Origin of the sequence: Cellulomonas sp. PSBB021, from assembly GCF_002240455.1 — a bacterium.
GTDB lineage: Bacteria > Actinomycetota > Actinomycetes > Actinomycetales > Cellulomonadaceae > Cellulomonas > Cellulomonas uda.
In genome coordinates, this window is sequence record NZ_CP021430.1 from 1,618,831 (window position 1) to 1,638,323 (window position 19,493).

Consider the following 19,493-nt stretch of genomic DNA (forward strand, 5'->3'; position numbering starts at 1 on the left):
TGCGCATGCTCAACGGGCGGTGTTAGAACAGGACTCCGGGACATTTTGAGCATGCTCAATGCCGCGTCCCGGTCTCGGCTCGGGCTGCCTCAAGGAGGTGAACGATGTCCAGCTCACGGTTCGGGCACGGGTGTTCGCGCCTACCTGCCAGGTGTACCGCCGCGCGCAACCTTGGCGCGGCCCGCCGAAGAGGAGGCCGGAGCATGGCATCGAACGAGGACGCCCGCGCGGCGCGAGAGGCGAAGCTCGACGAGCTGCACGAGAAACTGACCGGCGCGGTCGAGTCGCTGGTCTCGGGTGACGACTGGCGGCAGGCGCTCGCCTTCGCCGCACGGTTCAGGTCGCGGTCATTCAACAACACGATGCTGATCTGGGTGCAGCACGAGGCCGCGTTCGAGGCGGGCCGCGTGCCCGAGCCCTTCCCCACCCTGGTCGCCGGGTACCGGCAGTGGCAGGGGCTCGGGCGGCAGGTGATGAAAGGGCAGACCGGGTACATGATCTTCGCGCCGGTGACGGGCCGGTTCGCGTCGTCCAATCCTGCCGATCCGAACTCCTGGCGTCGCTTGGGGCCGCGAGAGAAGCACAAGGTCAACGAGGTGGTGCGCTCGCGGATGGTCGGAGCGCGCCCGGCCTACGTGTGGGATGCCTCGCAGACGGACGGCGAACCGCTGCCGGTGCCGCCCGCTCCGACGCTGCTGGAAGGCGAAGCACCGTCAGGGTTGTGGGAGGGGCTGGCCGGGCAGATTCGCGTCGCGGGGTTTGAGGTGCGGCGGGTGCCGCACGAGGGGATGATCTCCGGCGCGAACGGCATGACCGACTACGAGGCGCGCACGGTCGCGGTGCGGGAGAACATGGACCCTGCCGCGCAGGTCAAGACCCTCGCGCACGAGTTGGCGCATGTGCTGATGCACGATCCCGACGACGAGGAGGCGCGGCAGCATCGCGGCATCCGCGAGGTCGAAGCCGAGTCCGTCGCGCTGATGATCGGTGCCGCGCACGGCATGGACACCGCCGGGTACACGATCCCGTACGTCTCGACCTGGGCCGCCCGAGTGGACGGCCACGAGCCCGTCCAGGTGGTGCAGGCCACCGGCGAGAGGGTGCGGAAGACCGCGCTGGCGATCCTCGACCAGCTCGACACGCTCCAGGTCGGCGACGGCACCCCGCCCGGCCTCGACCGTGACACCCCCAGTCCGCGCACTTCCCGCACGGCTGCGCCTGCGGTAGAGACCGATCGTCCGCGTGCTGCGTCGGCGCTGGCGGGGCGGGGGCTGTGATGCCCGATCCATTCGATGTCCTTGCGGCGCTCATTCGCGTGGATCGCTCACCAAACCTGGCCTTGGCTGCGCAGAGTCTCGCGGCGGCGGGGGTGCCCGTGTTCCCGTGCCTCGTGGAGGGGAAGCGTCCGCTGACCCGCCGTGGGTTCCTCGACGCGAGCAGCGACCCGGAACAGGTTGCCGCGTGGTGGTCGCGCACACCGAATGCGAACATCGGCATCCCGACGGGAGCGGCATCGGGCGTTGTCGTCGTGGATGTCGATGTCCACGGCCCCCACGATGGCCGCGCGGCGTACCAGCGCGCCACCGAAGCGGGGCTCGTCGATGGAGCGGGTCTGCTGGTGCGCACACCCACCGGTGGCGCGCACGTGTACTTCCCGGCGACACCGGGCAGCGAACAGCGTTCGTGGCAGGCAGCCGCTGCGGGTGTCGATTTCCGGGGCGACGGCGGCTACATCATCGCTCCTCCTTCCCGGCGAATCATCGACGGCAATGTGAAGCTCTACCAGGTCGCGGACATCGCCGCGCACTCGGTCGGCGCGGTGGATGCGGCACGTCTGCGGGACTTTCTCGACCCGCGCCCCGTCGCCCCACCACGTCCCAGCAGCGGCTCGATGGATATGGAATCTGAGCGGTTGGCGGCGTGGGTCGCCGGGCGGGATGAGGGCGAGCGGAACCGTGGCCTGTTCTGGGCTGCCTGTCGCCTCGCCGAGAACGGCGTCTCGGCCGCCGATGCGCTCGATGCGCTGGGTGCTGCGGCACAGTCGGCGGGTCTGGGTGATCGCGAGATCGCCACGACCGTGCGCTCTGCCTACCGAGCCATTCAGCCCGCATCCGAGACCGCGTCAGACGGCCGGAGCCGGAACGTGGGTCGCTGGTTCGGTCGTTCGGCGAGCCCACCGTCCGCAGCCTTCGGGAGGGCGGGGCTGTGAGGCGTGAATCGGAGGGGCGGCGGTGGGCCGCGATGACGGCGGTCGCGGGGACGGTGTTCATCGCTGCCGGGGCGTTCTGGCTGTCGTTCACGTCGTTGGCCGATCTGGCCGCTCGCTCCGGGATCGGGGCGGGGCAGGCGTGGGCGTGGCCGCTGATCGTGGACGGCATCATCGTCGTCGCCACGGTCGCCGTCGTCGCGCTCGCCGGGCAGCGCTCGGCCTGGTATCCGTGGGCGCTGCTGGTCGGCGGCGCGCTTGTCTCAGTGACAGCGAACGCCATTCACGCAGTCGTCGCCGCAGACGCCGACGTGCCACGGATGCTCGCAGCCTCGGTCGCCGCGGTGCCGCCCGTCGTTCTGCTCGCCATCACGCACCTGACCGTGATCCTCACCCGCACCACCGACCCCGACAAGGAACCGGCCGCCGCGTTCTCTACGGTCGCCGTCGAGCCCATGCCAGAGCTGTCGTCTGGCGGGCCGGAACCGACCCGTCGAAACGACGGTGTGGCGGATCGGCGGGCGCTGGGGTGGGAGCTGCGCGAGGCGGGCTGGTCGAACAAGCGGATCGCCCGCGAACTCGGGGTGCATCCCTCGACCGTGGGCAGATGGTTCGCCGTCGCGCACCTCACTGACACCACCGACACCGCAGACGAGCGGGAGGAGACGACCCCATGAACACCACCGACAACCCGCAACAGAACGACCCCGCGAGGCCCGATCCCGCACGCCTCGTGCCCGAGGAGCCGCGGGAGCGACCCGAGCCCGTCGAAGCGACGAGCACGCCGGAAGCGGTGCGGGCCGCGCAGGTCGCCCGCGACGACAAGCAGCACGCGCTCGTTCGCGGGCGCGGCGTGGAGTGGGTGCGCCCCACCGACCTGATCGCCCGGCATTCGGCGCACGCCGCCGGGCGTGGCCTCGACTTCCAGGCCGAGCTGGCACGCCGCACCCGCACCCCGCTCGGTGCCGGTGTTCGTCGTCTCGGGGATCGCGCCCGGCGGTTGCCGCCGATCTCGGCGTTCGGGCGCAGCAGCGCGCCTGCCTCGCAGGTGTCCCGCTCTGGGGTCTCGATGAGCTGACGGTGGTGAGAGGTCATGGTGGCGACGGCATCGGCATGCAGGACGCGCTCGTGGGAGCGAGTGCTCACCTGCCTGCCAGGAGGTGCCGACACCATGACCACACCAACCCGCACCAGCACCGAGCAGACGGCCTTCGGGGCTGAGGACTTCACCACCGGCGAGGGCCTGCGCGCCCTGCTCCATCGCCTCGCCGCGGGCGGCGAGGATGCCTGGGTTCACGACCCGGTGGCTCGCGATCTGATGGAGTTCGCCGCCGACAAGTACCGCGCTCTCGCGAGGAAGCACAAGCTCGACACCTGGGAAGCGGTGACGGCGGCGTTCGACGCGATGCAGTACCGCTCGACCCGCGAGGCCAACGATCCGTGGGCGATCATCACCCACGCCGTGCGGATCACCTGCGTCTACGAGGAACGCGCCCAAGGCCTGCTCTGCTCGGTGCACCAGGCTCGTCGCGCGCACGTTTCGGCGTTCCACGATCCCGAACGGTTCTCCGAACGCGACACCGCGCTGGCCGACTATCATCCCGCGTTCCACACCACCGACCTGCGTCCCAGCGACCTCGAACCTGAGCCGCGCGACAGTCTCGGGTCGGCGCAGGCATGCATGTCCGCCGGATCGGCCGCCGAGGACGCCATCGCGATGCTGTGCCTGCTCGACTGGCCGGCCGATACCGCACGGGCCGCCGTCGAGCACGTCTGCGGAGCGTTGATGAAGGCCGGCACCCGCCAGTCCGCCTACGAGACGCTGCGCCGCGATCGGCACGCGCGGGCACTGCTCGACCTGCCGCGCCGCTCCTGGGCCGCGCTGCTGAAGGCGCTGCTCGGGAACCCGCACCCGGCCTACGTGGCCACCAGCAGTGGCCGCGGCGTCCTGCTCCGGCTGCTGTTGGGCGAGACGCTCGACCTGCTGCTCCGCGACGACGATCTGATCCTCGCGCTCGCTCTGGCCGCTCCGAACGGTGGAGGCGGTGAGTCGTCGTGAGCGAGCCGCTGATCGGCAGCATCCAGCTCGACCGCACCGTCGATTCGATCCTCGTCGGCGCCCGGCACCGCGCCGACCTCGGCGACATCGACGCCCTCGCGGCATCCATCGACCGCGACGGCCTGCTGCAACCGCTCACGATCACAATCGACGGCGTGCTCGTGTGCGGAGCACGACGCCTTGCCGCGATCAAGAAGCTGGGCTGGCGCACCGTCAACGTGTGGGTTCGCAGTGGCCTGTCCGACCGGCTCGGGCAGCTCCTTGCCGAGCAGGACGACAACATGCTCCACAAGCCCTACACCCAGCTCGAAGCCGCCGGCCTCTACCGAGAACTCAAGCAGGTCATGGCCGAAGACGCCGCCCGCCGCAAGAGCGCGACCCAGTTCAGCAGCGAGAATCAGCCCGGAAGTGACGGTGGTGCAAACTTTGCACCACCGTCGAACGGGCCGCTCGGGAAGGCCCGGGAGCAGGCGGCGGCGATGATTCCCGGCGGCGCGTCGCACACGACACTGGAGAAGATCGGCTACCTCGAAGACGTCGCCAACAACCCCACCCAGCCCGAGACGTTGCGCGCCGAGGCCGCCGCCGGGCTGGAGCGGATCGAGGCCGGGGACTCGGTGCATCCGATCTATCAAGCGATCCGCGACGCCGACACCACCGAGCGGGAGCGGCGCGAGGCAGAGCTGCACGCCCGCGCCGAAGCAGCCGTGGCCCGCGCGAAGTCGATCAAGAAGGGCAGGCGCACCCCACCGCGTCCGTTGCCCCTGGCCACCGAAGACGGGCAACCCGTCCGTTACCCACTGCGCGCGTTCATCCAGACCTGGGGCGAACTGACGAACTGGTGGACCCACTACGACGCCGACACTCTCGCCGATGAACTGACCGACGAGCAGTTCGAGAACTTCCTCGCCACCGCCGACGGCACCGTCCGGTTCGCCGACGCACTCCGAGCCGCCCGCGGCGGCGCGGCGGAGCGGCCACGACTCCGCGCACTGTGACAACGGGCAGAGGTGCCGGGTGCGCACCTGCTCGGCATGAGCCCTGCACCTACTGATCCTTGGAACCGCCGCCGACTCGTCGCCCTCATCACCGCCGGCATCGCCCTGCTGCTCCTGGCCGGCGTCGGCGTGTACGGACTCCTCACCGGGCCCCGAAGCAGCACCAGCACCGATCCCGACCCGGAGCCCGGCCCGGCCACGACGGCACCGCCGACCGTGGCACCGAGCACGCCCCAGCCACCACGGGTTCCAGCGGTTCCGCGTTCGGCCAATCCCGAGACCTTCGCTCAGGGCGTCGCGTCCACGCTGTTCGCGTGGGACACGGCCTCGGGGCTGTGGCCGCTGGACTACACCTCAGCGATCCTCGCGGTCGGTGACCCCAGCGGAGACGAGCAAGCCGGGCTCGCCTCCGACGTGGCCGCGTACCTGCCGACCCGCGACGCCTGGATCGAGCTGCGCCAGTACGCCACCCGCCAGCACCTCACCATCGACACCGCCTACATCCCCGACGCCTGGGCCGACGCCGTCGCGCAGGCCCAGCCAGAGCAGCTCGCGGCCGGAACTACAGCCGTCACGATCGAGGGCACCCGCCACCGTGCCGGGGTCTGGAACGGCCAGCCGGTCACCAGCGAGCATCCGGTCGCGTTCACCGTGTTCGTCGTCTGCGCACCGACCTACCCGACCTGCCACCTGCTGCGGCTGTCCCAGCTCGACAACCCGCTGCGCTGAAGGGGGTGTAGTCGTGTTCCGCAAAGCCGCCATCGCAGCCCTGGCGCTGCTGTCCTTCGCCCCCACCGCAGCACTCCTCGGGATCGGGGTGCTGATGAACCCCGCTGCCGCCTACTGCGCCACCCCTGCCGGGACCGTGAACCTCGGCCCGATCCCGGACTCGCTCACCGTGACCACCGCGAACGGCGAGACCTTCACTCTGAACCGTCAGCAGCTCACGCACGCGGCAACGATCATCGCCGTCGGCAACGGCATCACCGACGTGGGCAAGCCTGGAATCAAGATCGCGCTGATGGCCGCGCTCACCGAGTCCACGCTACGGATGCTCACCAACACGAGCGCCTACCCGAGTCGGCGAACTACCCCAACGACGGCAACGGCGGCGACCACGACTCCCTCGGCCTGTTCCAGATGCGCCCGCAATCGGGCTGGGGTTCGGTCGCCGAACTGATGGACCCGAACTATCAGGCGCGAGCGTTCTTCGGCGGACCGACCGGACCGAACTACCCCTCACCGCGCGGCCTGCTCGACATCCCCGGCTGGCAACAGATGGACCCCGGCGAAGCCGCCCAAGCCGTCGAGGTCTCTGCCTACCCCGACCGATACCGCAACTACGCGCCCGTCGCCGACAGCATCCTCGCCGCCCTCACCAGCGGCGGCAGCACTCCGGTTCGCGGCATGGGTGGGCCGGCGGTCTCGTCATTGCGGGTGGTGTTCCCGCTACCCGAGGGCACCTGGGTGCTGACCTCGCCGTTCGGGATGCGGGTGCACCCGATCACGGGCGAACGGAAGATGCACACCGGCACCGACTTCGCCGCGCCCGACGGCACCCCGATCCTCGCCACCGCGGACGGCACAGTCACCGTCGCGGAGTTCTCAGGCGGGTACGGCGGCCTCATCGTCATCGAGCACACCATCGCCGGCAAGACCGTCGCCACGGCATACGCCCATATGTGGCAGAGCGGCATCCACGTCCGTCCCGGCGACCGGGTGAGCGCGGGGCAGCACATCGGCGATGTCGGCTCCTCGGGCATGAGCACCGGTGCGCATCTGCACTTCGAGGTCCGGCCCGGTGGCACGAACGGTGAGGCCATCGACGCCGCCGCCTGGCTCAACGAGCACGGTGCCGCGAACCTGCCGACAGCGACCAGCGGATCACCCACCGCCTGCAACACCACCACTGCGGGCACGCCGACCGGCGTCGATGGAGACCCCGACCGGCTCGTCGACGATCCCACCAGCTCGGGCAAGATCACCGCCCGCATGCTCCACCTCTACCAGCAGACCCTCGCCGCGTTCCCCAACACCGGCTGGGGCTGCTACTCACCGCGCCCCGGCACCAAGTCCGAGCATCCCCTCGGCAGAGCGTGCGACATCACCTTCGGCAACCGCATCGGCCAGCGCCCCACCCCGGCCCAACTCGACGCCGGCTGGAAGGTCACCAACTGGATGAAGGACAACGCCGACGTGCTCGGCGTCGAGTACCTGATCTGGCAAGGCCAAATCTGGTCCGTCGCACGCGACGCCGACGGCTGGCGACCCTACAACGAAGGCGGTATGCACGACCCCGCCTCCATCACCGGAGGCCACTACGACCACCTCCACGTCACCGTCAAGGCAGGGTGACCGGCGATGGGTGTCTTCCCCGACTTCGACGGACTCGGCGGCATCGGCGACCTCCGCGCCGTCGTCGGCGCGCTCCTGACGTTCATCCTCATCGTCGCCGTCCTCATGCTGATCGTCTCTGCAATCGTCTGGGCCATCGCGACCGCCCACGGTAACTACGCCACCGCCAGCAAAGGCCGAATCGGTGTGCTCGTCGCCGTCGGCGCGGCCGTCCTCGCCGGAGGCGGCGTGGCATGGATGAACTGGCTCCTCACAGTCGGTTCAAGTTTGTAGTTGCGGCGTCGCGGTCATCGGTCCGATTCCTCCGCGTCGGCGCTCGCTGTCTCGCACTGGTCGAGCAGGCGCGCGAGGTAGCTGTATGCCGCGAGGCGCTCCATCGCTTCCTGCTCGGACAGTTCGGTGCGTGTGTGGGTCGTCACGTTGCGGACCGTGAGGTTCAGACCAGTGGCCAGGGCGTTGAGGGCCTTAGCGAGCGGTTCAAGACCACCGCGCATGCTCTTCACCGTCTTGTCATCCGCCCCCCCCGGCCAGGTGAGCTTCGGCTTGCCCGGTTCAGGAGCGCCCGGCGATAACGTCTGCTGCCAGAAGACCGTGTCATCGACATCGTTCCGGCCGAGACGTTCCTTCCAGTGGACCGTGAGGCCTTCGGCCGCTTCACGAACTGCCACTCGGTACTGATGCGTCGTCCAATGGGCGGAAGCACCAGCCCAGACCACGGGGTGAAACTGTGCGGGAGCGAAGGTCGGAAGGTCAGAGTCCGTACGTGACTCGGCGTCGACGATCATCGCGTCGAGCCTGCCCTTGACGTTGGCGGTCGTAGTCCGAATATCCCGAGGCGCGATGGGGGCCTTGGGTGCAGACATGAATGACCAGTTGGAGATCGGGTCGATCGCCCCGAGACCAGCGATCCCAATGTAGGCGCCGGTCACTGACACAGCGCTCGCCGCCAGGCCAGCAGCCTCCGCGACACGGAGTTCGAGCCGTTGAACCTCGCTCTGATCCTGGCCTTCCTTTGTCCACACAGTAGGAAAGAGGCCGCGCGCCGACATGTGATCCGACTCAACCTGAGTGCTCATCCAGGCGTCGAACGCTTCCTCGAACTTCTCAACAGCGGCACGCAATCGCTGGAGGTAATCCACCCCGTACTGACTCATGTTCCTTGCACCTCTCGTCCGGCGGTCCCGTGCGGGCGAGCGACGCACAGATACTCCAAGGCTACGGGCGGCCACCGACGGGGACGGCGACGAGCGCGCACCTGTCGCGTGTACCCCGTCTGCGATTCCGTGGGCGGGCCGCCTGTCGCCAAGGAGACCTACCGTGTTCGATCTGCTCGCCAACGTCATGTCCGCGCCGCTGCTGGTGCCGATGGACATCAACATCGACCCCAACACCAACGGCCTGCCGGGGATCAACCAGCTGCGCACCATCGTCGGCGCGGTGATGACCATCGGCCTGATCCTCAGCGTGCTCGCGCTGATCGTGTCCGCGATCGTGTGGGGCTTCGGCGCGAACTCGTCGAACCCGCACCTCGCCTCGCGCGGGAAGGTCGGCGTCCTCGTCTCCTGCGGCGCGGCGGTGATCTGCGGCGCGAGCGTGACGCTCATCAACTTCTTCTGGAACGTCGGCCAGTCCGTCTGACCCACCCTGTCGTCGAGAGTGCTGGTGTTCGTGATGGGCGTGTGCGATGTTCCCGTGATCTCCTCGGTCTGCGATGCCGTCGGCGAAGGAGCCGCGTCTCTGGTCGCGGCCCCGTTCGACTGGCTCGCCCAGGCGATGGGCGCCGCCGCCGGGTGGCTGTTCGAGGCGGTCTGGTCGGTCTTCGACACCACGACCCTGGTGGATGTCACCAAGCCCGGCTACATCGCCGTCTACAACCTGCTGTTCGGCATCGCGGTCTTCGTGATGCTGATCTTCTTCTGCCTCCAACTCATTACCGGTCTGATCCGCCGCGACCCCACCGCCCTCACCCGCGCCGCCCTGGGGCTGGCGAAGTCGGTCCTCGGGTCGTTCGTGGTCATCACGCTCACGGCGCTGCTGCTGGAAGTGATCGATCAGTTGTGCATCGGGATCGTGCAGGCAGCCGGCGAGACCACTGAGTCGATGGGCGACAAGATCGCCCTCCTCGCCGCAGGGCTGGTCGGCATCAATACCGCCGCTCCCGGCGTCGGTGCGATCATCACGATCTTCATGGCCGGGCTTGCGATCACCGCCGCCGCGATTGTGTGGCTGTCCCTCCTCGTCAGGAAAGCTCTCTTGCTGGTGGCGGTCGTGTTCGCGCCGCTTGCGTTCAGCGGCGCATCCTGGGATGCCTCGCGGGGGTGGATCGGGAAGTGGGCGATGTTCGTCGTCGCGCTGATCTGTTCCAAGCTCGTGCTCGTCGTGATGTTCCTCGTCGCGATCACCCAGGTCTCTGCACCGATCGATGCTGACCTCGCCTCGGTCAGCGATCCCATCGCGGGGATCGTGCTGATGGCGATGGCCGCATTCGCGCCCTATCTCACCTACAAGTTCATCGCGTTCGTCGGGTTCGACATGTACCACGCAATCGGCTCCGAGCAGGACGCCAAGAGCGCACTCAACCGGCCAATCCCGGTCCCGACCAAGCCGCAAGGTGGCGGTGACCCGAAGAAGGTACTCGACGGAACCAGCAGCGGCGGGAACGCGGGCGGAGGCTCCGGTGGAGGAAGTAGCACACCGCCACCGCCGAAAACCCCAGCGCCGGCACCCGCCGCGAGCGGCGGAGGCGCCGCCGGTGGTGGAGCAGCAGCAGGCGGGAGCAGTGCAGCCGCAGCCGGTCCCGTGGCAGCAGGGGTGGTGATCGGAGCGAGTGTCGCCAAGGGTGCCGCGACCGCCGGGCCGAAGGCCGGAACCGCGCTGGGTGCCCAGGGCGAGCACGCCGCCGACGCCGCCGCGCAGACACCGCCACCGCCCGCAGCCTCACCTGCGGCACCGCCGTCGAGCCTGGCACCACGACCGCCGAGCACCGACCCGTCACCGCCGCCGAAGCAGCCCCTGCGCCCGCGCCACGCCCACCGAAGGAGTAGACGATGAGCAGCACGAACCACGACCACCCGACCGCGGGCGAACTCGTGCCGGTGAAGTTCTCCCGCCTCACCCGCCGTGGTGTCCTTCTCGGCCTGTCGCTGACCCAGCTCATCACGCTTGCCATCGGCGGAGCCACGCTCATCGGCGCGTTCTACGCCGGCGGCGGGATGCTCCTCGCCTACACCGCGCCCATCTGGGTACTTGCCGCAGCCCTGACCTGGATACCCATCGCAGGCCGTCCCATCGTGGAGTGGCTACCCATCGCCTGCTGGTGGCTGTGGCGCACCACCGGCGGCCAACTGCTGTACCGGCTCAGGATCGTCGTCCCGCGCCCTGTCGGCACCCTCGCACTGCCCGGCGACATGGCGCGACTGCGCGAGTACACCGAGCCCGACACCAGCGCCGGCATGATCCACGACCCCCACGCCGCCACGTTGACCGTCGTGTGCGAGGTCACCCATCCCGCGTTCGTGCTCCTCGATCCCGGCGAGCAGGAACGCCGCGTCAGCTCCTGGGGCCGCGTCCTGGCCACCGTCTGCCGTTCCGGGCGGATCGCGACGCTGCAAGTCCTCGAACGCACCCTCCCGGACTCCGGCACCGGACTGGCCGAATGGTGGGCCACCCACGGCACCCCGGACGGCTCGTGGGCGGCCGACACCTACGCCGAACTCATCGACCGCGCCGGACCCGCCGGCGAACGACACGCCACCACGCTCTCGCTGTCACTGGACATGAAGACCAGTGCTCGTCAGATCAGGACCGCTGGCGGCGGGATACGCGGTGCCGCCGCCGTGCTGCGCCAGGAGATGAACACCCTCGTCGCCGCGCTCCGCTCCGCCGACCTCTCGCCGTCCGGGTGGCTGACACCGGGGCAGATCGCGGTGATGCTGCGCTCGGCCTACGACCCCGCCATCGCCGCCACGCTGGAACGCCACGGGAGGCTCGGCCAGTCGCTTGCGACTGCGGGGCCGGTTGCCGTCACCGAGACCTGGGGCAGGTTGCGCACCGACTCCGCTCACCATGCGGTGCTCTGGGTCAGCGAGTGGCCGCGGTCGCTGGTGTATCCGGGGTTCCTGTCGCCGGTGTTGCTGTCCACTGGCATCCAGCGATCGTTCTCGCTGATCTGCACCCCGATGCGCTCCGATGCTGCCGCTCGCGACATCCGCAAGAAGAAGGTCGAGCACATCTCCGACCAGGCCCAGCGCGCGAAGATCGGCCAGATCGAAGATGCCTCCCAGACCGCCGAGTACCACGACGTGCTCCAACAAGAAGCCGATCTCACCGCCGGACACGGCATCCTTCGCTACACCGGCCTCATCGCCGTCTCCGCACCCACCGTCGAAGAACTCGACGCAGCCGTTGCCGCCATCGAGCAAGCCGCGATCCAGGCATCCTGTGAGACCCGGCTCCTCGTCGGACAGCAAGCCGCCGCGTTCACCGCCGCCGCGCTCCCGCTCTGCCGCCGGGTCTAGGTCAACCGCCACCGCCGCGGCGTGACCCGACCCTTGCTCCGGGGATCAGGCTCGCGCCTCGATGAACCGAAGCATCGAAACAGGAACCGGCGCGTCTGGGGTTCGTGGCAGATCGACCACGGGAAGCACCAGGGACACGTCTGCGAGGTCGTCGACCCCGAGTTCTAGCCAGTCCGTGCAGTCGGCATGTGGCAAAGCGCTCACCAGCTGGCGATCCGCGAGCAGCAAGCTGAACGGAGGGAAGTGAATCACGGCAGAGATTGTCGGTGTGGTCGTTGTCGTCCATTCATCGTCCCTTCCACCATCCCGCGACAGCTTTACGGCCAAGCCCTCGTGTGCTCCCTCAAGGACCGCCGCCGCTCCGTCCGGCGCGATCGCCGCCAAGAGCCGGATGCCCTCTGGCGCTGGGGCTGCGACTCCATGCCGCACGGCCCCGACCAGGTCAGGGTGTGAATCGATGAGTTTCGGAGTCAGCGCTGTCATGCCCGCGAGCGCGGAGCGGATGAATCGGCCCGGGCGAACCTCGTTGAGCTTTCCTTCAATATGAGTCCGCTCGCCCTTCCATTGGGAGTGGAGCAGGTTGCCTGCAAAGGTGTAGGCCCACCGAATGTACTCGTCATCCCAAGGGGATGTGGCTGCCCGGCAAGGTTCGCAATGCGCATACAGGCTGGCGCCACCGAGTCGTGGACGCCCGTGGGCAAGTCGGTTGCCTGCTGTCGTGCCGCCCCAAGAGAAGCTCCCATTGTTGAATGCAGCTCTCGGTGGCACGTGTGCCTTGGTGAGTCTTGCCCGGGCCCCGCACAGCGCGCACTTGCCGCTCTTTGCCCGCCCACCCGTCGGCCGGAAGCCTTCCTGCTCACTCATGCCTGCACTCGCGCAATCTCTAGGCGTCGATGGCGGAGTCTGCTGTGGCAAGTCCTTCAATCGCTGTCGGGGCCGAAACAGCGTGGGGCGTTCTTTCGGAGAGAGCCGCCGCCAGGCTGTCGATGTCCTCGTGCTCCGCGGCGTCGGGGAACATCCAATGCAGATCGCGCTCCTCTGTGGCCACGTCGATAGTGGGTCGGACGCCCGCTCCGCGGTGCGAGCGACCGCGTACATTCCGCACGTCATCCAGGGAGTAGATCGGGCCGAGTTCGCCTCGCTTTAGGAGGTTCCCTGGGTTAGCGGTGACGATCCGTCGGTCAGTCACCGCTACGAACGTGCTCGACGCGAGCTTCTCAACGATGGCACTGGCTCTTCCTGGCGCGAGCGCATCCCAGGTCGCATCAACCCTTCTGGCGAGAATGGCCGGCACGACGCCAGCGAAGTTGTGAGTTCCCATTTCGTATGGGAAGGCCACGCTGCGAAGCGTCTCGCCATCCTCAAGGAACCACCGAAGGATATGCAGATACGGATCGAGTTCAAGCCCTTCGGGTGCGCATACCGCCGCTGGTACTGCTGGCATCTCGACTGCTGGCTGGAGCATGTTGGCCAAAGGGTCGATCGCTTCGAGGAGCTGCCTGCAAGTGAGTTGAGAAGCCTTGGCGTCTTTTCGCTTCTTCGTGAGAGGCACGGTGGCGCGGCCGGGGAGTTCGGCGATGATCCGCAACTCGCGGACGAGCGACTCGGTCAGCGATCGGATTTCGGAGAGCGACTCGTCGATCTCGACGGGAGTGTTCCGGGCGATCCGGTCGAAGAGCTGCGCTTCGCTCTCGTCGTTGGTGCTTCGTGTTCTGGCGAGGGCGGCCCGGACAGCCTGGTACTCCGCGTGGGTCTTGAGTGAGCTGAGAAGCGCGTAGGTATCGAAGACGATTGCTTCGGCGTTGGATTCGAGGTACTGGCGGCGAGCGCGACTGTCCAACTTCCCGAGTTCCTGGACATGGCCTGCCACGTTCTTGCGGTATAGCTTCAATTGCTTGCGGATGTTGGGACCGCTGGGAGCGATGGGCTCCCAGACAGAGTCTGTGATGGCGTCGAGTTCGCGGGTTTCCTTGACTGCCTCATCGACGGACTCCGCCAGCCCTTCAAGCTCTGCCCATTGCTCGTTTCGGATGGCCTTGAGCGTCTGCGTCGTGAGCTGGATGTTGGAGCGGACGAGGCCGGAAATCTCGCCGAGCTGCATTTGGAGCGCGATCATGGCGACGGCCGGGCCGATAGCTGCGATCGCCGTGGCGGCCGTCATGGAGGCTGGGATGAATCGCGCCTGGGCGACCAGTTCACCGTTCTTGAAGATCGCCCCGAGCTTGGCGCCGTCCTTTGCTGCCATCTCCCCGCCGCTCTTCAACAGAGATAGCGTCGCATCGTTGACGCGGAAGAGGCCTTGCGCGCTCGATACAGCCTCTGCGACGTTCCCGACGATCGTGCCTGCGTTGCCGAAGGAGCCGAGAGCGGTGGAGAGCTGAGCGCGGTCGAAGGACGGCACCATGTCAAGGCTGATGAGTTCAAGACCGTCGGGGACTTCGCCGAATACGACTGCGACGCCTGGCGTCACCTCGACGAGGGTCGTGGACGCTGCGAGCTCAAGCGCGTCGGACCTGACCTGACCATCCTCTGCGGTCTGCCTGCCAACGGCGTCATCATTACCGGACTCGTCGCGCGGGTCGTCCATGTGGCTCTCCTTCTCGCCGGTGACTGCCTCGTGCCTCCCTCCGACGCCTCCATCAAGTATGTCAGCCGCCTTCGACAGCGCCTGGGTCATCGCAGCACACCTCCTGGTCACACGACTTGCGAGGAGGCCGACCATGCCCACGTTCTTCGATTCGACTGCCGATGCCGCTGAGGCGTCCGAAGCCTTGCGCGAACTCACTCACGCGAGCCGGGGGTTCGATCAGCCAGCCGAGATGTATGGGGTTATCGGTGACCTGTCCTCGGGGATGCGGTCGCTGCGGCAGGCGCTCGACCAGATCGCTGATGTTCACGAGCGCAAGGCCGCGCACGCCTTCAACGACGCCGGCAGCCACGAGGCAGGAGTGCGGGACGCGCTCGCCACTGCGGAGGAGTTGCGTCAGGCCGCGAGTCTCGTCGACCGGGCGTATGACCGGCTCGCGGAGGGGTTCATCGCTGCGGGGCGGATCGCTTGGCATCCCGAGCCCGCCGTCGAGGAGGCCGCGCCGTCGCGGTGGGTCAGCGTGGTGTTCCTCCAGGGCGAAGAGGCCGACCGGCCATTGCGCATCCTCGGCGAGCTGGGCCATGTCGATGCGGTGGACTTCCTCGCGCAGTGGGACTACGGCGACGAGACCACGCAGGCCGCGCTGGAGAACGGATACGTCTACGACGAGCCCGGCGAGGGAACAAACGACCGGGTGGCGCTCTCGGGCGACTACGCGCTGGTCGTCAACCCGCACGTCGGCTACGTCTCGTTGCTGCGCCGCTACACCGAACCGGAGGCAGAGACCCAGGCCGCCGAACAGATCGAGCCGGTGCAGGGTGGGCCGGAACTGCTGGTGTCGTACTCGTCGCCGGGCGCCCCAGAGCGGGCCGACCTGCCCGCGCCGAAGCGAGACGGGTCGTGGTTCGAGCCGGCCAAGACCACGGCGGTCAAGCAGGCGCGGGGGCTGGTGCGGTGACCGAGGATCGCGCGCGGCTGCACACTGCCGTTCTGGTGGCACCGTCGAAGGAGCGGCGCAAGCTCCGCAAGCAGCGCCGCAAGGCCGAGGCGAGGCTCCACGCCGAGCAGCACAGGACCGCGATCGCCGCCGCGAAGGCGAAGGCTGAGCAGGAGCGCGCCGAGCGCCGCGCGACGATCTACCTGCCGAAGGCGGGCGAGTCCGGTGCTGCGCGGCTGCGCACCCCAGGTCGGTTTCATCTGACGCGGCATCAGGACACGTCGGCGACACTGGCGGGCGCGTACCCGTTCGTCGCCGAGGGCGGTCTCGGCGCCGACGGCGTGTTCGTCGGCCAAGACCTCTACTCGGGCGGGAGCTTCGTCTACGACCCGTGGGTGCTCTACGCACGCGGCATCATCACCGCACCCAACGTGGTGCTGGCCGGGATCGTCGGCTCCGGCAAGTCATCGCTGGCCAAGTCCCTCTACACGCGGTCGCTACCGTTCGGGCGGCGCGTGTACGTTCCCGGCGATCCAAAGGGCGAACACACCGCCGTCGCCAACGCCGTCGGCGGACGCGCCATCGTCCTCGGCCACGGACTCAACACTCGCCTGAATCCACTCGACGAAGGCCACCGGCCCAGCGGACTCTCGGATGAGCAGTGGGCCTCGACCGTCGCTGCGCGACGCCGTGACCTGATCGGCGCCCTCGCGGAGACCGTGCTCGCGCGCGGCTTGTCGCCGTTGGAGCACACCGCGATCGACATCGCCCTGACTCAGACGGTGCGGGAGAACGACGTGCCGATCCTGCCGATGGTCGTTGATCGCATCCTCGCCCGAGTGCGGATGCCGACGGCAGGTTGGCCGAGGACGGCAGGCTTGTCGGCCATGCGCTGCGCCGCCTCGTGGCCGGTGACCTGGCCGGGCTGTTCGATGGGCCTTCGACGGTCGCGTTCGATCCGTCGTTGCCGATGATCTCGCTCGATCTCTCGCGGGTCACCGAGAACTCGACGCTCATTTCGGTGTTGATGACGTGCTCGTCGGCGTGGATGGAGTCTGCGCTGCTCGACCCGAACGGTGGGCAGCGGTGGGTGATCTACGACGAGGCCTGGCGGCTCATGTCCCACCCGGCTCTGTTGCGGCGGATGGATGCGCACTGGCGACTCGCCAGGCACTACGGGATCGCGAACATGCTGATCTTCCACAAGCTCACCGACCTCGACAACGTGGGCGACCAGGGCTCCGCCATGCGCTCGCTGGCCAACTCACTGCTTGCGAACGCCGAGACGCGGATCGTGTACCGGCAGGAGTCCGACCAACTCGGACCGACCGCTACCGCTCTCGGCCTGACCGGCACCGAGCAGCAGCTCTTGCCAAACCTCGGCGTCGGACAAGGCCTATGGCGGATCAAGGCCAGAAGCTTCGTCTGCCAACACCAACTCCACCCCGACGAACTCGCACTATTCGACACCAGCAGCCGTGCAGCCGGAGGCCACCGATGAACCTCAATGGCCCACGCCGATCCACCACGACCGACGACGAGAACACGGCTCCCGTCGAGCTGCCGCATGTCCTCGTGACCGTCGCCGAAGACGGCACCCTCGCCGCGATGGTCGATGGGACACCGTTCGCGTCGCCGGACGGGAGCGCTTGGACGCGGGCGACGTTCGGGCCGCTCATGGATGCCATCACCAAGGACCGCACCATCGCGGTCCGGGTCGAAGTGCGCGAGAACGATGGCAGCGTCTTCACCGACATCCTCCGCACCCGCAAGCCCCGACGCGCAGCGGCACCGACCGAGAACCCGGTGCCGGAGACTCGTCGGAGCCGTCACGCCCGACGGATGCCGCGCTTGGCCGAGGTCACCGCGGGCGGGTTCGTCCCCGGCGAGGATGTCGCCGTCGCGACGATCGTCTCCCACACCGACGCCACCGGAACCGGCGAAACCCGGACGCTCATTGACCTCGACGACCTGCCGGACGGCACACACGAGGTGATCCTGTTCGGGCGCATCTCGGGCACGCTCGCGGTGCGGCGGCTGACATGAACCAGCGGCAAGCCGCGGGCATGGGCGACGAACTCACCAACGCCGCCCTCATTGGCTTGATCGGCATGTTCGGGATCGCTCTCGCCCTCCGCGCCGCTGGTAGCGTCGCCGCGTTCCTCACCGGCACACCGCAACCAGACGCCGGCGCAGCGGCGGGGCTCGCCGTACTGTTCAACCCCGGCGATCCAGCGACCGCGCTCGGTGCCGACGGACTCAACCCGGTCGTCTACTGGCTTGTCAGCACGGCACTGCTCGGCGGACTCGCTGCCGGGATCGTCTGGGTGTGGATCGTGCTGCGCCGCCACACGCGGAAGACAGAGACCGACCCGCACCGACTGGCGGGGATCGCGACCAGCCACGAGGTCAAGACCGCCGCATCCGCGAAAGCACTGCTTCACCGCGCGGCCACGCTGCGGCCCTCCTTGGAGTCGCCAGCACCGCAGGATGTCGGCTACCTGCTCGGTGCCAGTCGTGGAACGAAGGTCTGGGCATCGGTCGAAGACTCGATCCTGCTGATCGGCCCGCCCCGCTCAGGCAAGGGCCTGCATGTCGTCATCAACGCGATCCTCGACGCACCCGGAGCGGTCGTCACCACCAGCACCAGGCCCGATAACCTCACCGCGACCCTCCGCGACCGACGCCGCAAGGGCGGGCCGGTCGCCGTGTTCGACCCGCAACACCTCGCCGAGGGCATCCCCGCCGGGCTGCGCTGGTCGCCCATTCGCGGGTGCGACGATCCGCTGACCGCGATGATCCGCGCCAACGGCCTCGCCGCCGCCACAGGCCTCAGTGCTGGCGGGGTCGAGTCCGGCGGGTTCTGGGAGGGCAAGACCCGCACAGCACTCCAGAGCCTGCTGCACGCTGCCGCGCTCGACGGCCGCCAGCCGGCCGAGCTGTTCAGGTGGACTCTTGATCCCAGCGCGGCGTCGGAGGCCGTCGCGATCCTCAACTCGCACCCGAACGCCGCGATGGGCTGGGACGACTCGCTAGCCGCGATGATCGACGCCGACCCCAAGACCCGCGACAGCATCTGGCAAGGCGTCTCCCTCGCGCTCGCAGCCCTCGCCGACCCGCGCGTGCTCGATGCTGTCACGCCAGGACCGCACGAACACTTCGACCCCGAGACCTTCCTCACCGAGCAAGGCACCCTCTACCTGCTCGCCACCGGTGCCGGAGCGGGAGCCTCCGCGTCGCTGGTCGCGGCGTTCGTCGAAGACCTCATCGAAACCGCCCGCCGACTCGCGGCACGCTCACCGGGAGCCCGGCTCGACCCGCCGCTGTTGCTCGCGCTCGACGAGATCGGAAACCTCGCGCCGCTGCCGTCACTGCCGACGCTCATGGCCGAAGGTGGCGGCACCGGGATCACGACCATGCCGGTCTTGCAGTCCCTCGCCCAGGCTCGCGACAGGTGGAGTGAGCATCAGGCCGGCGCGATCTGGGACGCCAGCATCGTCAAGATCATCCTCGGCGGCGCATCCAACAGCCGTGACCTCCAAGACCTCTCCACGCTCATCGGAGAGCGCGACGAGTACACCGACAGCGTGACCCTCGGCGACCACGGCACCCGTTCGAATCAGCGCTCGATCCGCCGCGTCCCGATCCTGCCGCCAGACCGCATCCGAACACTGCCGTTCGGCACCGGCATCACGATGCTGCGCTCTGCGCCGCCCATCGTCACCGACCTGCGCGCCTGGCCGACCCGGCCCGACGCAGCGCAGCTCCGCACTGACCGCGACGAACTCGAAGCGCTTCTGCGCCACCGTCCCGCCTCCTGACGACGCTTGGAAG

Annotated in this window: 17 protein-coding genes and 2 pseudogenes; 16 read left to right on the top strand and 3 right to left on the bottom strand. The window is 68.5% G+C overall.

What is annotated here, in order from left to right:
* Positions 1–203: 203 nt before the first annotated feature.
* The 9 genes and pseudogenes from CBP52_RS07265 (at position 204) to CBP52_RS07305 (ending at position 7,891) form a co-directional block, all read left to right on the top strand.
* The gene (locus CBP52_RS07265) at positions 204–1,277 is read left to right on the top strand and encodes an ImmA/IrrE family metallo-endopeptidase (protein ID WP_048548412.1); all 1,074 of its coding nucleotides are present in this window, start codon (positions 204–206) and stop codon (positions 1,275–1,277) included.
* Positions 1,277–2,209: a bifunctional DNA primase/polymerase gene (locus tag CBP52_RS07270; RefSeq protein WP_094182231.1), complete on the top strand. Its 933-nt coding sequence runs from the start codon at positions 1,277–1,279 to the stop codon at positions 2,207–2,209. Before CBP52_RS07265 ends, CBP52_RS07270 begins: the two co-directional genes overlap by 1 nt.
* A gap of 32 nt (positions 2,210–2,241) precedes the next feature.
* Positions 2,242–2,883 (top strand): DUF2637 domain-containing protein, encoded by a 642-nt coding sequence (locus tag CBP52_RS07275; RefSeq protein ID WP_094182232.1) that lies wholly within the window; start codon positions 2,242–2,244, stop codon positions 2,881–2,883.
* The gene (locus CBP52_RS07280) at positions 2,880–3,284 is read left to right on the top strand and encodes a hypothetical protein (protein ID WP_094180413.1); all 405 of its coding nucleotides are present in this window, start codon (positions 2,880–2,882) and stop codon (positions 3,282–3,284) included. Before CBP52_RS07275 ends, CBP52_RS07280 begins: the two co-directional genes overlap by 4 nt.
* A gap of 93 nt (positions 3,285–3,377) precedes the next feature.
* Positions 3,378–4,265: a hypothetical protein gene (locus CBP52_RS07285; RefSeq protein WP_094182233.1), complete on the top strand. Its 888-nt coding sequence runs from the start codon at positions 3,378–3,380 to the stop codon at positions 4,263–4,265.
* Positions 4,262–5,263 carry a ParB N-terminal domain-containing protein gene (locus CBP52_RS07290; protein WP_094180414.1) on the top strand — a complete coding sequence of 334 codons (1,002 nt, stop codon included), beginning with the start codon at positions 4,262–4,264 and terminating at the stop codon, positions 5,261–5,263. The genes CBP52_RS07285 and CBP52_RS07290 overlap by 4 nt, the downstream gene beginning before the upstream one ends.
* 36 nt (positions 5,264–5,299) lie before the next feature.
* Complete coding sequence (locus tag CBP52_RS07295) at positions 5,300–5,992, top strand: hypothetical protein (RefSeq protein WP_094182234.1); 693 nt, start codon at positions 5,300–5,302, stop codon at positions 5,990–5,992.
* Between the two features lie 13 nt (positions 5,993–6,005).
* Positions 6,006–7,618 (top strand): annotated as a pseudogene (locus CBP52_RS07300) (M23 family metallopeptidase).
* A 6-nt stretch (positions 7,619–7,624) separates the two neighbouring features.
* Positions 7,625–7,891: a DUF6112 family protein gene (locus CBP52_RS07305; protein WP_094180415.1), complete on the top strand. Its 267-nt coding sequence runs from the start codon at positions 7,625–7,627 to the stop codon at positions 7,889–7,891.
* A 14-nt stretch (positions 7,892–7,905) separates the two neighbouring features.
* Here the strand turns inward: CBP52_RS07305 and CBP52_RS07310 are convergent, their stop codons facing one another.
* A complete protein-coding gene (locus tag CBP52_RS07310; RefSeq protein ID WP_094180416.1) occupies positions 7,906–8,772 on the bottom strand; it encodes a TIGR02391 family protein in 867 nt (288 codons plus the stop codon).
* Positions 8,773–8,959: 187 nt separating this feature from the next.
* On the opposite strand from CBP52_RS07310, the gene CBP52_RS07315 reads away from it, so the two are divergent.
* The 3 genes from CBP52_RS07315 to CBP52_RS07325 are packed head-to-tail and all read left to right on the top strand — an operon-like array spanning position 8,960 to position 12,135.
* On the top strand, positions 8,960–9,256 hold the full coding sequence (locus CBP52_RS07315; protein WP_369826341.1) for a DUF6112 family protein: 297 nt from the start codon (positions 8,960–8,962) through the stop codon (positions 9,254–9,256).
* A gap of 18 nt (positions 9,257–9,274) precedes the next feature.
* Positions 9,275–10,669, top strand: a complete 1,395-nt coding sequence (locus CBP52_RS07320) for a conjugal transfer protein TrbL (RefSeq protein ID WP_369826321.1) — start codon at positions 9,275–9,277, stop codon at positions 10,667–10,669.
* Positions 10,666–12,135, top strand: coding sequence for a PrgI family protein (locus CBP52_RS07325; RefSeq protein ID WP_094180418.1), 1,470 nt, complete (start codon positions 10,666–10,668; stop codon positions 12,133–12,135). The genes CBP52_RS07320 and CBP52_RS07325 overlap by 4 nt, the downstream gene beginning before the upstream one ends.
* A 45-nt stretch (positions 12,136–12,180) precedes the next feature.
* Here the strand turns inward: CBP52_RS07325 and CBP52_RS17545 are convergent, their stop codons facing one another.
* Positions 12,181–12,999, bottom strand: a complete 819-nt coding sequence (locus CBP52_RS17545; protein WP_157732532.1) for a hypothetical protein — start codon at positions 12,997–12,999, stop codon at positions 12,181–12,183.
* 19 nt (positions 13,000–13,018) lie between these two features.
* The gene (locus CBP52_RS07335) at positions 13,019–14,812 is read right to left on the bottom strand and encodes a hypothetical protein (RefSeq protein ID WP_198303545.1); all 1,794 of its coding nucleotides are present in this window, start codon (positions 14,810–14,812) and stop codon (positions 13,019–13,021) included.
* Positions 14,813–14,855: 43 nt separating this feature from the next.
* Here CBP52_RS07335 and CBP52_RS07340 point away from each other — a divergent pair, with 43 nt between their 5' ends.
* The 4 genes and pseudogenes from CBP52_RS07340 to CBP52_RS07355 all read left to right on the top strand — a co-directional run bounded on the left by CBP52_RS07340 (position 14,856) and on the right by CBP52_RS07355 (position 19,480).
* Positions 14,856–15,680 (top strand): hypothetical protein, encoded by an 825-nt coding sequence (locus CBP52_RS07340; protein WP_094180419.1) that lies wholly within the window; start codon positions 14,856–14,858, stop codon positions 15,678–15,680.
* Positions 15,677–17,160: pseudogene (locus CBP52_RS07345) on the top strand (ATP-binding protein). The gene CBP52_RS07340 and the pseudogene CBP52_RS07345 overlap by 4 nt, the downstream one beginning before the upstream one ends.
* Positions 17,157–17,705: a hypothetical protein gene (locus CBP52_RS07350; RefSeq protein ID WP_094180420.1), complete on the top strand. Its 549-nt coding sequence runs from the start codon at positions 17,157–17,159 to the stop codon at positions 17,703–17,705. Before CBP52_RS07345 ends, CBP52_RS07350 begins: the two are co-directional and overlap by 4 nt.
* Positions 17,702–19,480 (top strand): type IV secretory system conjugative DNA transfer family protein, encoded by a 1,779-nt coding sequence (locus CBP52_RS07355; RefSeq protein ID WP_094180421.1) that lies wholly within the window; start codon positions 17,702–17,704, stop codon positions 19,478–19,480. The genes CBP52_RS07350 and CBP52_RS07355 overlap by 4 nt, the downstream gene beginning before the upstream one ends.
* Positions 19,481–19,493 lie beyond the last annotated feature (13 nt).